Genomic DNA, 15,116 nt, shown 5'->3' on the forward strand with positions numbered 1-15,116 from the left:
ACCATGGCCCTGACCCGCATTCCCGAAATTATCGATGATATCCGTGCCGGGCGCATGGTCATCCTGATGGACGATGAGGACCGCGAGAATGAGGGCGACCTGATTGTCGCCGCTGAGGCGGTAACCCCGGACATCATTAATTTCTTCGCGACCGAAGCCTGCGGGCTGATCTGCATGCCGATCACCGAGAGTCGCGCACGTCAGCTGCAGCTGCCGCTGATGGTCAGGGACAATCGCTCCCAGCACGAAACCAATTTCACCGTATCGATCGACGCCGCGGAAAAGCGTGGCCCCGGCATCAGCGCCGTGCAGCGCGCTCACACGGTGCGCTCTGCAGTGGCCAGCGACGCGGGCCCAAACTCCATTCGCCAGCCAGGCCACATCTTCCCGCTGGTGGCAAAGCCCGGTGGCGTATTGCGCCGAGCCGGTCACACCGAGGCCGGCGTCGATCTCGCACGCATGGCGGGCTTCGAGCCCGCGGCGCTGATCGTGGAAATCATGAACGAGGACGGCACCATGGCGCGGCGGCCCGAACTCGAGGTCTTTGCAGAGCGGCATGGTCTCGCCATGGGCACCATTGCCGACCTGATCCAGTACCGGTCACTGCACGAGCACTCTGTGGAGCTTCACAGCAGCAAGCCGGTACTCACCGAATTTGGTACCTTCCAGTTACATACCTTCACCGATCAGGTTGACCACACGCTGCATTACGCCCTCAGCCTTGGCGAGCTGGAAGAGAGCACCGACACCCTGGTGCGCGTGCAGACCATCAACAACCTGCGCGATATCATGGGCACACGCATTGAGGGCAGCGCGCCGGGCTGGTCTTATCGGCGTGCCATGAGCGAAGTCGCGCGCGCGGGCCACGGCGTTGTGGTGCTGATCGGCCAGGAGCAGAGCCTCGAGTCACAGCTTGAGGAAATCGATGCCTTCCCGAAACCGGTCCGCATCGCCGGCGGCGAGGGTCGACAGAACTACCGCGTGATCGGCACCGGCTCACAGATTCTGAAGCGGCTTGGCGTGGGCCGCATGCGTCTGATGTCCTCACCGATCCACTTCAACGCCCTGTCCGGTTTCAAGCTGGAAATCACGGAGTTCGTCCAGCCCGACCCCGCGTGAAAAGTTTCCTTCCGCTACTCCGGCGGGAGTGGCGCCTGCTCCTGTTCGGCTTTCTGATGACCTTCGGCTCATCCTATGGCCAGACGTTTTTCATCGCCCTGTTCAGCGGCGACATCCGCGAGGAGCTGAATCTCGGCCACAGCGAGTTCGGCCTGCTCTACTCCGGCGCAACATTGCTCAGTGCTTTTCTGCTGCTCTGGACCGGCAGCCTGATTGATCGCTGGGACCTGCGCAGCGCGAGCTATCTCATCGTGCTGGGACTGGGTGCAGGCTGCTACCTCACTGGACTCGCCAGCGGACCGGTGCTGCTGTTTTTCGGTTTCCTGCTGCTGCGCCATACCGGCCAGGCACTGATGTCCATGGCCGGTCTGACCAGCGTCGTTCGCTATATTCCGGACGGTCGCGGCAAAGCGAGCGCCATTGCCACCAGCGGCTTCGCCGTGGCGGAGGCCCTGCTGCCGCTGCTGGCGGTAGCGCTGCTGGCTTCCTGGGGCTGGCGACAGTCGTTTTTCGCCTGGGGCACCGTCCTGCTGCTGGTCATGCCGCCGCTGGTCTGGCTGCTGCTGCGGGATCACGGGCGTCGCCATGCGCAATACCTCGACACCCTGCGCCCCGAGTACCGGTCCGACGGGACGCAGAACCCGGCCGCCAGACGGCAGTGGAGCCGCGCCGACATGCTTCGCGACCCCCTGCTCTACCTGTTTCTACCTGCTCTCATGGCGCAGCCGCTGCTGTTCACCGGCTTCATGTTTCACCAGGTGCAGCTGGTCGCGGAAAAGGGCTGGACCCTGCCGTTCTGGGCCGGGCTGTATGTGCTGTATGCCCTCACCAGTTCGGCGGTCAAGTTTGTCACCGGCCTCATGATCGACCGCTTCGGCGCCCAACCCCTGCTGCCGTTCATGATCCTGCCCCTGGGCGCGTCCCTGCTTCTGCTGGGACTGGCCGATGCCGCCTGGGCCGCCGTCGGCTTCATGCTGCTGATCGGCGTTTCCACCGGGCTGTATACCACCGCGGCCTCGCCCTTTTACGCCGAGCGCTACGGCACGTTGCACCTCGGTGCCATCAAGTCGGTCACGACGGCGCTGATGGTCTGCGCAAGCGCCATCGCCCCCGTCGTCATGGGCTGGGGGCTGGACGCGGGGGTCACGCTCAGCGCCATGGCCCTGGTTGCTGCGGCTTACGTCGCACTGGCCAGCGCACTGGCCGAAGTTGGCTGCAGACGCGACGCCAGAATCGGGGCTTGATGATAAACTTCGCGCCGGTATAGTTCGTGACTTCAAAAAAACGAGGCAGATGATGGCAACACGGATCGGCATAGTAGGTGATGGGCAACTGGGCATGCTGCTGTGCGAAGCGGCCGGGGGGCTCGGCATTACCACCGCCATACTTACCAGCAACGCTGACAGCGCCGCGGCACAGCGCACGGATACTGCCGTTGTCGGCGGCATGGAGGACCCTGCGGCCATTGCGGAACTCGTAAAACGCAGCGATATCATTACCTATGAGCGCGAGGATGTCTCCAGAATTGCCCTTGAGATACTGAGGAACGCCGAAGCCGCTGGGGAGGTAAGGTGTTACCCGCGCCTCGCCACAATCGAGATCATTCAGGACAAGGCCCTGCAGAAAACCTGGCTGGCAGAGTCAGATCTGCCGACACTGCCCTTCCTTCTCAGCCATGCGGTGAGCGGCGCGGGTGAGGCCGCCGCAGTGCTGGGTTATCCGCTGGTCCAGAAAAGCCTGCGCGGCGGCTTCGACGGTCGTGGGGTACAGATCATCCACGGTCACGACGACCTGAACGCCGCCTGGCCTGGCGAAACGCTTTACGAGGCCTACGCGGGACACTTCACGGAAATCGCCGTCATGGTGATACGAAAAGCCGACGGCGAAATGCGCACGTTTCCCCCGGTAGACATGACCTTCGATACCGGCCACTCGGTGCTCGACTGGGTGTTCGCGCCGAGCGCGTTCGACGAGAGCGTGCTCGCAAAGGCCGAGCAGGTAGCCACGCGCGCGATCGAGGCCCTGGACGGCATCGGCGTCTTTGGCGTAGAGCTGTTCCGTCTCGAAAACGGCGAAATCCTGATCAACGAGATTTCGCCGCGTGTCCACAATGCAGGGCACTTCACGCTGGACGCGACAGAGAGCTCGCAGTTCGAGCAGCACCTGCGGGCGATAACCGGGATGCCGCTGGCGGGCACGGCGCTGCGCCGGCCGGCCGCCATGCGCAACCTGCTGTGCAACGACAGCCTGAAAGCGGCCGCGGAGGGTCGCGATGCCGGCTGTGATCGCAGTGGTGACACCGCCATCTACTGGTACGGAAAATCGCCCTCACGCGCCATGCGCAAGCTGGGCCATATCACGGCCACCGGTGACAGCCCGATTGCTGCGGCCGACAAGGTGGCCGCGGCCTATAAGCACCTGACAGGCGGACAACAGGGAGCCATCGCGTGAGCGCACAAGTCGGCATTATCATGGGCAGCGACTCAGACCTTCCGGTCATGCGCGCCGCTGCCAGCATTCTTGAGGAACTCGGCGTAGCGACAGAGGTGGACATTGTCAGCGCCCATCGCACACCGGAAAAACTCTACGCCTACGCCCGCGAGGCCGAGGCACGCGGCCTTCGTGTGATTATCGCCGGTGCCGGTGGCGCGGCGCACCTGCCGGGCATGGTGGCTTCCCTGTGTGTCCTGCCGGTTATCGGTGTCCCCGTCAGCGCAACCAAGCTGGCGGGCGAAGACGCCCTGCTCTCCATCGTGCAGATGCCCGCCGGCGTTCCGGTCGCCACCGTGGCCATCGACAACGCGACCAACGCCGGCATTCTCGCCGCGCAGATCCTTGGCACATCGGACGCCGCGCTGCGACAGCGACTCCACGACTACAAGCAGGGCCTGAGGGACCGCGTGATGGCCAAGTCGGACAAGCTGCGCGCGGAGTAGCGCCGGCGCCAGGGCCGCCCTGACTGCCCTGCGTCGCCGCGGCTACGGCGCGTCCGGCAGATCCAGCACGGCACCGCGGCTGGCACTGGAAGCGTTGCGCGCGAACTTTGCCAGCACACCGCGGGTATAGCGAGGCGCGGGCGCCTGCCAGGCGCTTCGCCTGCTGGCAATTTCCGCATCATCCACGTGCAGCTGCAGCAACAGCTGATGCGCATCGATGGTGATGCTGTCGCCCTCCTCCACCAGCGCGATGACGCCACCGGCGTAGGCTTCGGGGGCCACGTGGCCCACCACCATTCCCCAGGTGCCACCGGAGAAGCGACCGTCGGTGACCAGGCCCACGGATTCGCCCAGACCCTGGCCCACCAGTGCGCCCGTCGGCGCCAGCATTTCCGGCATGCCCGGTGCACCGCGAGGACCCAGGTAGCGCAGCACCATGACATCCCCGGCCCGAATCCTGCCCGCAAGAATGGCATCCAGCGCCGATTGCTCATCGTCGAACACGCGCGCCGGGCCGGTAATGACCGGGTTTTTCAGCCCGGTAATCTTGGCCACGGCGCCCTCCGCCGCCAGGTTGCCGCGCAGAATCGCCAGATGGCCCTCGCGGTACATCGGCTTATCCAGGGGCCGGATAACATCCTGGCCTTCCGGGCAGCCAGCGGGAATTCCCGCGAGTGACTCGGCGACCGTCTCGCCGGTGATGGTCATGCAGTCGCCGTGCAGCAGGCCCGCGTCGAGCAGCATTTTCATCACCCGGGGAATGCCGCCCACACGGTGCAGATCAATCGCCAGGTAGCGCCCGCTGGGTTTCAGGTCACACAGCACGGGGACGCGGCGGCGCACGCGCTCGAAATCATCAATGCTCCAGTCGACCTCGGCGGTGTGGGCGATGGCAAGAAAGTGCAGCACCGCGTTGGTCGAACCGCCGATGGCCATGATTACCGCCACCGCATTCTCGATGGATTCCCGGGTTACGATGTCGCGCGGCTTCAGGTCCGCTTCCACCGCCTTCACCAGCACCCGGGCACTGTCGCGCGCACTGTCGATCTTCTCGCCCTCAACGTTCGCCATGGTGCTCGAGTACGGCAGGCTCAGACCCAGCGCCTCGAAGGCCGAGCTCATGGTATTGGCCGTGTACATGCCGCCGCAGGAGCCGTTGCCCGGGATGGCGTTGCGCTCGATGGCGAGCAGGTCTTCATCGCTGATACGTCCCGCGCTGTGTTCGCCCACGGCTTCAAACACACTGACAATGTTCAGGTCCTGGTCCTTGTAGCGACCGGGCAGGATTGTACCGCCGTAGACGAAGATGGCGGGCACATTCGCGCGCAGCATGCCCATCATGGCGCCGGGCATGTTCTTGTCGCAGCCACCGATGGTCAGCACGCCGTCCATCCATTGGCCGCCGACGCAGGTCTCGATGCAGTCTGCAATCACCTCCCGGGACACCAGGCTGTACTTCATACCCTCGGTGCCCATCGACATGCCGTCACTGATCGTGGGCGTGCCGAACAGTTGCGCATTGGCGCCGGACTCGCGCAGCGCCTCCGCTGCGGCATCTGCCAGGGGCTGCAGCCCGGCGTTGCAGGGAGTGATGGTGGAGTGCCCGTTGGCGATGCCGATCATCGGCTTGCTGAAATCGTCACCGCTGTAACCCATGGCGTAATACATGGAGCGATTCGGCGCGCGCTGCACACCCTGGGTGATATTTTTTGATCTGCGATTACTCGCCACTGGGCATCTCCTGCATGCGTCGGAGAGCGCATTCTAGGTCACTTGCAGTCAGCGCCTCAAATACTTATCTTGCAGCCTTTGCTGCGGCATTGAGCCGGCAATGCGGAGTCATCCATGTCAACCATACTGATCACGGGCGCCACCGCGGGCATCGGCAAGTCTGCCGCCATTCTGCTCGCCAACAAGGGTCACACAGTGATCGCGGCGGGCCGCAACCGCCAGGTTCTCGAAGCGCTCGACCGACAGTTCAGCAACATCCATCCCCTGGAAATGGATGTCACCAGCGCGGACAGCGTGCAGCGCGCTACCGCCGCCGTGGCATCACTCCTGAAGGGGGCCGCGCTGGACATACTGATCAACAACGCGGGCTATGGCTGCGCTGGCCCCCTTGAGCAGGTGAGTGACGCCGATCTCGAGGCGCAATACCAGACTAACGTCTTTGGTCTGGTGCGGGTCACCCGCGCCTTTCTCCCCGCCATGCGCGAGCGCGGCCGCGGCCGCATCATCAATGTGTCCTCGGTAGCAGGCCACGTGACCATGCCCTTCTTTGCGCCCTATGCCTCCACCAAGCACGCGGTGGAATCCATCAGCGACGCACTGCGCCTTGAGCTGCAGCCGCATGGGGTACACGTGGTGCTGGTAGAGCCCGGCGCGGTGAAAACCGGCTTCGGCGAGCATGAACGTCAGCAGCTGCAGAGGCACGCCGATGACTCCGGCGCCTACCGCGACCAGCTCGAGATCTTCATCCGCTTCCATCGCCGCCTGCACGCCGGCGGCGCCGACCCGGTCACCGTGGCCGGGACCGTGGTGAAGGCCTGCGAGGCGGCGCAACCCCGGCCGCGCTACGTAACGCCCCGCGGTCGCAACAATGTGTTCATTGTTCTGAAAAAATGTCTGCCCACCGCAATCTCCGACTGGATTCTGCGGCGCGTTACCGGGCTGGACCGTGTCTGAGAGCCGGTGGCGACGGCGTGACGCTTAAGAGCCTCATCGCCTCGCCAGCCCTTGAGCGTCTGCTGTCGCCGCAGCGTCGCTTGCGACATCACGAGCGTTACGAGAAGAAGCGCCAGAAACGCGGACGCCCTGCGGTGATCGAATACTTCCACCAGAGCGACGATCCCTACAGTCACCTGATGCTGCAGCTGCTACCGCGGCTGCAGGAACAGTACGCCGTCGAGTTCAAACCCTGGCTGGTCGGGCCGCCACCGGACTGGGCCGCGCCAGAGCGCGGCATGCTGGTGGACTGGTCTCGCCGGGATGCGGCAAGTCTCGCCGATCACCTTGGCCTTGCTTTCGCCCGTCACCATGAGCAGCCGCAGGCCGCTGCCGTAAAGCTTGCCAATGCCGCGCTGGCAGATGCCATCGACCGGGGCCGGTTTTTCGAAGAGAGTCCCGGCATCAGCGACGCACTCTGGCGCGGACGGTCGCTGCGTTCCTGCCCCGCGGACGGGGCGCAGGCCGCGGTCGATGCCGGCAACGCGAGACGGCAGGCAGCCGGCCACTACCTCGGCGCCACGCTGTTCTATGGGGGCGAATGGTACTGGGGGCCAGACCGGCTGCACTATCTGGAGCGCCGTCTGCAGGACGCAGGGCTCTCGCGCACGCGCGCGACAGGTGACCTACTGATACCGGCACAATCCTCACCCGCCCCGCCCGGCAACGCACACGGCAGGGAGCTGCACTTCTTCCTGTCATTCCGGAGCCCGTACAGCTACCTTGCCGCCCCGAGGGTTTTCGAGCTCGCACGCAGCAGCAACGCATCGTTGAAGCTGCGCTTCGTGCTGCCGATGGTCATGCGCGGGCTTCCCGTGCCCAGGGCCAAGACAATGTACATCATGACCGACGTTGCGCGTGAAGCCGCACGCCTGGGCATGCCCTTTGGCCGCATCGCCGATCCGCTTGGCAAACCCGTGGAGCGCGGCTACTCCCTGCTGCCCTGGGCGCGCGATGAAGGGCGGGGAGAAGAATACTGCCTGGCGTTTCTGCGCGGCGTCTGGTCGCAGGGGATCGATGCGGGCAGCGACAGGGGCATACGACGAATTGTCGAATCCGCGGGTCTGCCATGGGCTCGCGCCCGCGCACACCTCGACACGGACACCTGGCGGGCAGAGGCGGAAGCGAATCGCAGGGAGATGGTTTCACTGGGGCTATGGGGCGTCCCCAGCTTCCGCGTCGGCGACACGGCGGTCTGGGGACAGGACCGTCTGTGGCAGGTGGAAGCGGCGCTAAGCGACCCTCAATAGCCGCTTTCAGTTTTTGTCGGCAGCGCCTCAGCAATCGCATCGGGCACGAAAAAGTCCCGGAAAAGACTGCCTCCAGCCTCAACCGCATAGACATCAAAGTCAGAAACGCCCTCCTGTCTCAGCAGCAGTTCATCGATAAAGAAGTTACCGGTGCAGGCGTCGCCGCGACGGTTCATCACCACGTACGCGGCATCGGCCATGATATCCACCGTGCGACTCCCCTTTGCGACAGCCTCGCCCCCGAGCACGTTGCGGATCGCCGCCGTGTCAATCGCCGTCAGCGGCCACAGGGCATTGACGCCGATGCCGTCGGCGGCAAATTCGCGCGCCAGCCCCAGCGTGCATAGGCTCATTCCCATCTTGGCAATGGTGTAGGCCAGGTGTGGCGCAAACCATTTGGCGTCCATATCCAGCGGCGGCGCCAGCGTCAGGATATGCGGGTTCTCCGCCTGTTTTAGATAGGGAATGCACAGCTTCGAGACCATGAATGTGCCGCGCGTATTGACGTCCTGCATGAGGTCGTAGCGCTTCATGTCGGTATCGAGCGTGGGTGTGGGACTCACGGCACTGGCGTTGTTGATACAGATATCAATACCGCCAAAGCGTTCGACCGTCTGCTCCACTGCGGCCTTGACCTGGTCTTCATGACGGATATCACAGAGCACGGGCAGCGCATGACCGCCCGCCGCTTCAATGGCTTCCGCTGCAGTGTATATCGTGCCGGGCAGCCTCGGATGTGGCTCAGCCGTCTTCGCCGCGATCGCCACATTGGCACCATCCGCCGCTGCTTTAAGGGCAATGGCCAGGCCGATACCCCGGCTGCCACCGGAAATGAAAAGCGTTTTGTTCTTCAAGCTCATGGCTGTACCTGCTGCTGTTCGGAGGGTTGGGGACTGACGATTCTCGGTGCGTAAACCGGTCGCTTGTGAGGGAAGAACTCTACGCTATCGCAGTGGGACGGGAAAGTTGTGTCGCGGTTTAGCCCGAACGCTCTGCAATGACATGCCCGGGCAGGTGAACATCTGCGGCTCTGCGGCCAACGCCACACCACACCGCCATGGCGGTCACACACATCAGCAGCGTCACGGGCACCACGGCCTCAACGGGAAGCTGTCCGCGCTCATGCACCAGGGCAAAGGGGATAGCGGCTGCGTTCAGGGCGGCGTGCGTAACCATGGCCAGGACCACACTGCCGCGGGCGCGAAGACAGATAGCAGTGATGATTACCGACATGGCCATCAGCGACAGGGTGTACAAGGGAACGAACAACAGCGGGGAGGCGCCCATTCGAAACTCGGGACGCCACCACAACGGCGCATGCCAGAGCGCCCAGACCAGACCGAGCAGCAGGGTGGCCGGCAGCGGCCGCCAGCGCAGCAGCAACCAGGGCAACAGGGCCCCGCGCCAGCCCAGCTCTTCGCCGACAGGACCGGGCAACAGCGAGAACGCCGCGAGAAAGGGCATGAATACCAGGATAGCCGCTGTACCGCCGGTTTCGCGCAGATTGGCAGCACCAAACAGCAGCAGGCCAACGATAGCCACCGGCACCACCGCGTAGACCGCCAGCAGCCAGGTGCCCCACCCCACGTCCAGCGGCCCCAGGCGCTGCCACAGTCGCGCGGGGCCAGCCCTGCCATGCTCCAGCAGTGCAGCCGCCAGGGCACCCAGCGAAGGACCAAAGGCAGCCGCAAACAGCCAGGGATCATCAGGCAGCAACAGGGCGCACCAGGACCAGGCGAAGGTGACCAGCAGAAAACACAGCAAAGCGCGCGGGTTTCGCAACGGCGGCTCTGGCACTGACTGCGCAGACGGCTTGGTTTTCTCCGAACTCATTCACGCACCTCTCACACTCTCCCTGCGGCGTCAGATTCCCCGCAACAGTATACAGGCCTTGGGGTGTTGCTATTGCCTGCAGTCCTGAACCGACGGTCTTCCGGCGTATTGTTCCCGGCCCGGGCGCGCATCAGAGCCTGGAAAACCCGCGGTGCAAAGACTTAAGGTCGTTTCAAGAAAGTTTCGGCGGAGACGCCGCGTCCTGCTGCTGAGAAGCAGCCTCGCTGGCAGGCAGGGCTGGTAGATCGGTGTCAGTCATTCGATGCTGCGCCGGGGCAGAAAGATCTCCTTGGGCACGAACCCCGTGACGACCTGGGTCAGGTCGACGACTTCGCTGACACGGAAGTCGACGGCGATGCTGGCGATCGAGAGCGCCTCGGCCGCCGTGAGTCCCTTCTCTTCGACCAGGAAGTTCACGACCTCCCGGGTAGCATTGCGCATCGCCCGATCAAGATCGAGATCGATGCCCGTGATCATGTAGTGCGTGTCGTTCTCGGCGCGTGGCGTGGCGGGGGCGCGGCCGGGGTGCACAGCAAAACGGAAAATGCCGCTAAGCGACTGCTCGATGGCCGTCCCGCTGACCTCGCCGTCGCCCTGCGCGCCGTGTCCGTCGCCGACATAGAAAAGTGCGCCTTCGTGGAAGACCGGGAGGTAGAGTGTCGTCCCCGCCTTGAAGTCTTTTACATCGAGGTTCCCGCCGAACTTACCCGGCGGCCGCGAGCTATGCACCCCGGGCACGGTTACCCCCGGCTCGCCCACCACCGGATCGGGCGCCACGGCCATGATCCCCATGAAGGGTGCGAGGGGTACCTCGATCGTGGGCGAGAAAAACGCCACTTCACGCCCACCCGACATCCCCGTGCGAATCAGGTGGCGGGTGCCGGGAGCAATATCCAGTTCCTGATCCCCTTCCGTGAAACCAGGATATGCTGCCGAGAATACGCCGCCGCGGGGGCTGGTGTTGTTGATTCCCCAAGGAACCCGGGTGGTGACATCGAGGATCTCAATCTCGAGCATATCGCCCGGGCTGGCGCCTTCGATGTAGAGGGGGCCAGTGATGACGTGCCCGCTCGCGCCTTCGCGGAGCCGCCCATCCCGGTCCGCCCAGAACGCCAGCACATCGTCGAGAATTTCCTCACGCGGCACGCCCATCCCGGTGAGGTAGGAAATGGGCTCCTGGTCCTGCGTCGCGCCGGCATGGGTAAGTGTTTGTATGAGCACAGTCTCACCGGGTGCGACCCGAAGCACCGGTTCCTTGTCGATCGGGAACCAGCCCCAGACGAGGTTCTCGGGTGTGGACGGCACCTCGTGGTCGATGGTGTAGCCAGTCGCCACGGCCGCGGCAGCCACGGGTCCTCCCTCATCACCCTCGCCGCACCCCGCCAACCCGACGATGAGGGCGCAGGCCAGCGTGGTGCACCGGTTCCAAAGGTCAGTCGCTCGTGCACCCGGGATCGGGATTTGTCGTGTGGTTTTGAAAACCTTCCTCATGTCTGACTCCTGATCAGGGTTTCCACGGATTCTTCCCCGTACTCCTCTGCCCAGGCCCTGCATCGGTACGGGACAGCATCCACAGTCATGATACACCTAACGCTGCATCAGGCCGCCGCCATCTTAGGTGATGCGACCGCCGTCAAGGCGGGCCAGCGCATCGCGGTCAAGGCCATCCGGCGTTCAATGGGAAGGGTATAGCAGGTCCGCCAGCGAGTAGTAACGCCCGTTCTTGACAGTGCCACGGATGTTGGTGACCTCGCTGATATCCGCGAGGGGATCTCCGTTGATGATCACCATATCGGCCAGCTTGCCGGCTTCGATGGACCCCAGATCTCTGTCAGCACCGGCGATGCGGGCGGACTGCAAGGTGGCCGCCTGCAAAATCTGGTAGCCCTTTAATCCCTCGCGCTGGTAGAGGAGCAGTTCGGCGTGAAGGCCAGTGCCGAACGGGGTGAAGGGCGAGTCGGTGCCCGTACCCACCAGTGCACCGCGCGCCACAAGCTCGCTGAGTAGCTCGCCGTAGGCATCGACATAACCTCCACTGCCAGGACCGAAGAAAGCCATGAAGTCCTGGTAATTCTTTTTGGCCGCCTCGCCGTAAAGCGCATTGAATTGCTCTGTGCTGTAGAGGTCATTCTGTTCGGTAAAGGTCAGCACCACCCCGGGCACTACCATAGTAGGCACGATGCCCATACCGGTTTCCAACAGGACTGCCGCGACATCCTGGTAACTACGCCCCAGCTCGCTGATCTTGGTGGTAAAACCCCGGCGGCTGGTGCCGGTGAAATGCTCGACGTAATCAACGCCGTAAGCAGCGGCAGGCAGCAACTCGTGGGAGGTCACTGGCACGCCCATGCGGTGGGCAAAATCGACGATTCGCCGTTGTCGCCGGTCAGAAAGACGCACATAGGTCTTGATGAAGTCGACATCCAGCGCACGGCTTCGCTGCAGGGCTTTTTCCAGATGAGCGTCTGATGCAATGCCCTCGGCGACGGCGTAGTACACGCGATTGCCGTCGATATTGTGGCCGGTGATGAAGGTGCGGGGGCCTATGCGGCGGCCCGAGGCCCAGGCCTCCCGGCGCTCGTTGGCCAGGTAAGGGTTGGAGCCCGGATCACGCACGGAGGTAATGCCGTAAGCAAGCCAGGCCCGCCCCTGTTGTTCACTGTGATTGTGATCACCAATATGAGCATGGGATTCAAACAGGCCTGGAATGACCGTACTGTCACTGGCATCCAGCACGGGCAGGGCCGTGGCGGTATCGATCGGGCCGACGGATTGAATGCGGTGGCCATTGATCGTGATGTCGACGTCCTCTGCATAGGACTCTGATGTTCCGTCAAAAACACGCCCCGCGCGCAGCACCCAGCGCCGATCTGGTACGTCCCTTCGCCATGTCATGCTCGGCGAGATTTCTTCCTGCTGGCCCGTCAGCAGATGCAGGCGAAAAAGCTGGTCCCCCGCCAGGTAGGCCAGATACTCACCGGAGTGGCTAAAACTCGGCATATCCGCCAGTGCATCGACCAGTACCTGCGGCGCACCGACAGGCCGCATATCCCCATCAAGTACCTGCAGATTCAATACGCCGTTCTGGCTGTAGGCCACCTGGTGTGAGCCGTCGCCGCGAGGCGCGAGGGTCGCGTGAGTAATACTGCGGTGCGGAGTGGGAACGATGTCGTGGGCCTCGCCGGTGTCGACATTGGCGGCGACGATGGCGTAAATTCCCTCGCGGAAGCGCTGACTGTAAGGTTTCAACCGGGTCGTGACCAGGTACCTGCCATCAGCAGACCAGTTGATCGGCTGTGGAGGCATGGGTGCCAATACAGCCGACAATTCGCCGGTCTCTAAATCGTAGATGCTGAGCTGTCCCACGACATGCAGCAGGGGATTGGCCGGTACATCGGTAAAAAATGCGAGTTTGCTTCCGCACGGTGACCATGCCGGGAAGCTGATGAATTTCTTCTCGAAGACAATTGATTCTATGGTCCCGATAGCGAGATCCAGGGTCCAGATGGCATACCGGTCGTCTTTGTCGCTGATCCAGCTCAGGCGTTTGCCGTCCCGCGACCACACAGGTGTCTGATCGGCAGCCGGGTCGTCGGTAATCTGAGACAGTTTCTGTCGTTCGATATCCCAGAGATAGAGGTCGCCGAGCGCGGTGAACGCCAGAGCACCGCCGTCCGGTGACAGGGTCGGGTAAGAGATGCCCAGCACCGGGCGTGGCGCAGCGCTGTCATAATCCCGCTGCTTGCGCGCGTAGGCTGGCCGCTCTATCGCGATATCCACCGTAAACGGTTCCAACTGAATCGGGGCGTCTGGAGACCAGCGCTGGATTTGACCATCGGCGGTAAAGACCGCGCTCCCATCAGGCTGCCACTGGGCGCCAAAGGGAAACACATCGGCCCCACTGGGCGTCAGGGGTGTGAGGGTTTTCGTTGCGAGGTCGAACAGAGAAAGACTGCTGAGCGCGTTGCCTGCGGGGTCGCGATCCAGCGTGCGCAGACTGAGTGCCGTGCCCGCCGGTAGAAACCGCAGGCCGGAAAAACGCGAGCGGCTCTGCAGTAACAACTCAGCGTCAGCATCTGGGCGCTGCCAGTAGATGGCAGACCCACCACGGTCAGTCACCAGATAGGCGAAGCCGTTTCCGTCCGGGTGCCAGGTCGGCGAGTGGGCGTCTGTGTCAAGGAATGTCAGCTGCTCGGGTTCCGCTGGCGGTGTATCGCCCTCACCCGAATGCAGTTGCCAGAGGTCGTAGCTGCCGGAGCGGTCAGAGGAAAAGATAATGCGCTGCCCGTCTGCCGAGTACTGAGGCTCGCGATCATCGAAGGCACCGCGGGTGAGTGGCACGGGCTTCGATCCATCATAGGGATTCAGCTTCCAGAGATCGAAGGTGCCCTCGCGATAGCCTCCATAGACAATATGGCCACCGCCGGGATGAAAACTTGGTTCCCAGGCATCGTCGTCCCAGTCGGTGAGCGCTCGTGTCGATTTCTCCCCGGCCTTTTGCAGATAAAGTGCGGCCTGCAGAGCAATCACCTTGTCCCCGTTGACCGGGCTGACTGCCACCGCGAGGTTGGTTCCCTCTGTCAGCAAAATCGAGGTAGTCGCTGCCTCAGTGTTTTCTAAAGCGCCCCTGGCGGGCTCAGCGACGTTGCTGCAGGCGGCCAGCAGGCAGGCAGCGACGGCAGCATAGCGGCGGCCCAATGGCACGGCGGTGTGGACTCGCATCGGCTAAAACGGGATATCGTCGTCGTAGACCTCTGCGGGCGGGCCGTCCTGAACAGGTGGTGCATCGGTCGTTGGCGACTCGTTTTCCATGCTGATGCGCCAGCCCTGCAGGTTGTTGAAGTAACGACCGTTGTACTCTCGCCCGCGAATATCAAACGTCACTGTCACAGTCTGCCCCGGTTCCAGATTGTCCAGGAGTGATATCTTGTCCTGCACGAATTCCAGGTTGATCTCCTGTGGGTACTTGCCCTCTTCGACAACTACCACCATCTCGCGTTTCGTAAAGCCGCTATTGAAGGTTTGCGGTTCCTGAATAAGTTTGATTTTTCCCGTGAGATCGTAGGCCACAGTCTTACGTCCGATTGGTGTTTGCGAAGTGCAAGACTAATGCAAAGGCACCGGAAAGTGCAGGGCAAATCTGGCTGTTCTAACCGAAAGGAGATAGTGGATTGGTGGAGCCAGGCGGGATCGAACCGCCGACCTCAACACTGCCAGTGTTGCGCTCTCCCAGCTGAGCTATGGCCCCAGGTGA

12 protein-coding genes and 1 tRNA gene are annotated in these 15,116 nt (G+C 63.2%); 6 read left to right on the forward strand and 7 right to left on the reverse strand.

The window, feature by feature from the left end; translation table 11 throughout:
* Window positions 1–3: 3 nt before the first annotated feature.
* Genes ribB through purE form a run of 4 tightly spaced genes read left to right on the forward strand, consistent with a single transcriptional unit; the run spans window position 4 to window position 4,055 of the window.
* Complete coding sequence (gene ribB, locus EV688_RS00705; RefSeq protein ID WP_117316375.1) at window positions 4–1,119, forward strand: 3,4-dihydroxy-2-butanone-4-phosphate synthase; 1,116 nt, start codon at window positions 4–6, stop codon at window positions 1,117–1,119.
* Window positions 1,116–2,363 (forward strand): MFS transporter, encoded by a 1,248-nt coding sequence (locus EV688_RS00710; protein WP_117316377.1) that lies wholly within the window; start codon window positions 1,116–1,118, stop codon window positions 2,361–2,363. Before ribB ends, EV688_RS00710 begins: the two co-directional genes overlap by 4 nt.
* 52 nt (window positions 2,364–2,415) lie before the next feature.
* The gene (purK, locus tag EV688_RS00715; protein WP_276309865.1) at window positions 2,416–3,570 is read left to right on the forward strand and encodes a 5-(carboxyamino)imidazole ribonucleotide synthase; all 1,155 of its coding nucleotides are present in this window, start codon (window positions 2,416–2,418) and stop codon (window positions 3,568–3,570) included.
* Window positions 3,567–4,055, forward strand: a complete 489-nt coding sequence (purE, locus tag EV688_RS00720; RefSeq protein WP_205686564.1) for a 5-(carboxyamino)imidazole ribonucleotide mutase — start codon at window positions 3,567–3,569, stop codon at window positions 4,053–4,055. The genes purK and purE overlap by 4 nt, the downstream gene beginning before the upstream one ends.
* Before the next feature lie 42 nt (window positions 4,056–4,097).
* Here purE and ilvD read toward each other — a convergent pair whose 3' ends face one another.
* Entirely contained in the window at window positions 4,098–5,786 is a 1,689-nt protein-coding gene (ilvD, locus tag EV688_RS00725; RefSeq protein ID WP_117316380.1) for a dihydroxy-acid dehydratase, read from the reverse strand.
* A gap of 114 nt (window positions 5,787–5,900) precedes the next feature.
* Here ilvD and EV688_RS00730 point away from each other — a divergent pair, with 114 nt between their 5' ends.
* A complete protein-coding gene (locus tag EV688_RS00730) occupies window positions 5,901–6,740 on the forward strand; it encodes an SDR family oxidoreductase (protein ID WP_117316382.1) in 840 nt (279 codons plus the stop codon).
* 17 nt (window positions 6,741–6,757) lie between these two features.
* Window positions 6,758–8,029: a DsbA family protein gene (locus tag EV688_RS00735; protein WP_205686565.1), complete on the forward strand. Its 1,272-nt coding sequence runs from the start codon at window positions 6,758–6,760 to the stop codon at window positions 8,027–8,029.
* Here EV688_RS00735 and EV688_RS00740 read toward each other — a convergent pair.
* The 6 genes from EV688_RS00740 to EV688_RS00765 form a co-directional block, all read right to left on the reverse strand.
* Window positions 8,023–8,889: an SDR family oxidoreductase gene (locus EV688_RS00740; protein ID WP_117316383.1), complete on the reverse strand. Its 867-nt coding sequence runs from the start codon at window positions 8,887–8,889 to the stop codon at window positions 8,023–8,025. The two genes, EV688_RS00735 and EV688_RS00740, sit on opposite strands and share 7 nt — an antisense overlap.
* A gap of 118 nt (window positions 8,890–9,007) precedes the next feature.
* Complete coding sequence (locus EV688_RS00745) at window positions 9,008–9,862, reverse strand: CPBP family intramembrane glutamic endopeptidase (RefSeq protein ID WP_117316385.1); 855 nt, start codon at window positions 9,860–9,862, stop codon at window positions 9,008–9,010.
* Between the two features lie 255 nt (window positions 9,863–10,117).
* Window positions 10,118–11,212 (reverse strand): acetamidase/formamidase family protein, encoded by a 1,095-nt coding sequence (locus tag EV688_RS00750; RefSeq protein ID WP_162883849.1) that lies wholly within the window; start codon window positions 11,210–11,212, stop codon window positions 10,118–10,120.
* Window positions 11,213–11,536: 324 nt separating this feature from the next.
* Complete coding sequence (locus EV688_RS00755; RefSeq protein ID WP_162883850.1) at window positions 11,537–14,566, reverse strand: amidohydrolase family protein; 3,030 nt, start codon at window positions 14,564–14,566, stop codon at window positions 11,537–11,539.
* Window positions 14,567–14,587: 21 nt separating this feature from the next.
* Window positions 14,588–14,932, reverse strand: a complete 345-nt coding sequence (locus EV688_RS00760) for a DUF3127 domain-containing protein (protein ID WP_117316390.1) — start codon at window positions 14,930–14,932, stop codon at window positions 14,588–14,590.
* A gap of 102 nt (window positions 14,933–15,034) precedes the next feature.
* Window positions 15,035–15,110: transfer RNA gene (locus EV688_RS00765), tRNA-Ala, on the reverse strand.
* Window positions 15,111–15,116 lie beyond the last annotated feature (6 nt).

It is taken from the genome of Chromatocurvus halotolerans, assembly GCF_004340525.1.
GTDB lineage: Bacteria > Pseudomonadota > Gammaproteobacteria > Pseudomonadales > Halieaceae > Chromatocurvus > Chromatocurvus halotolerans.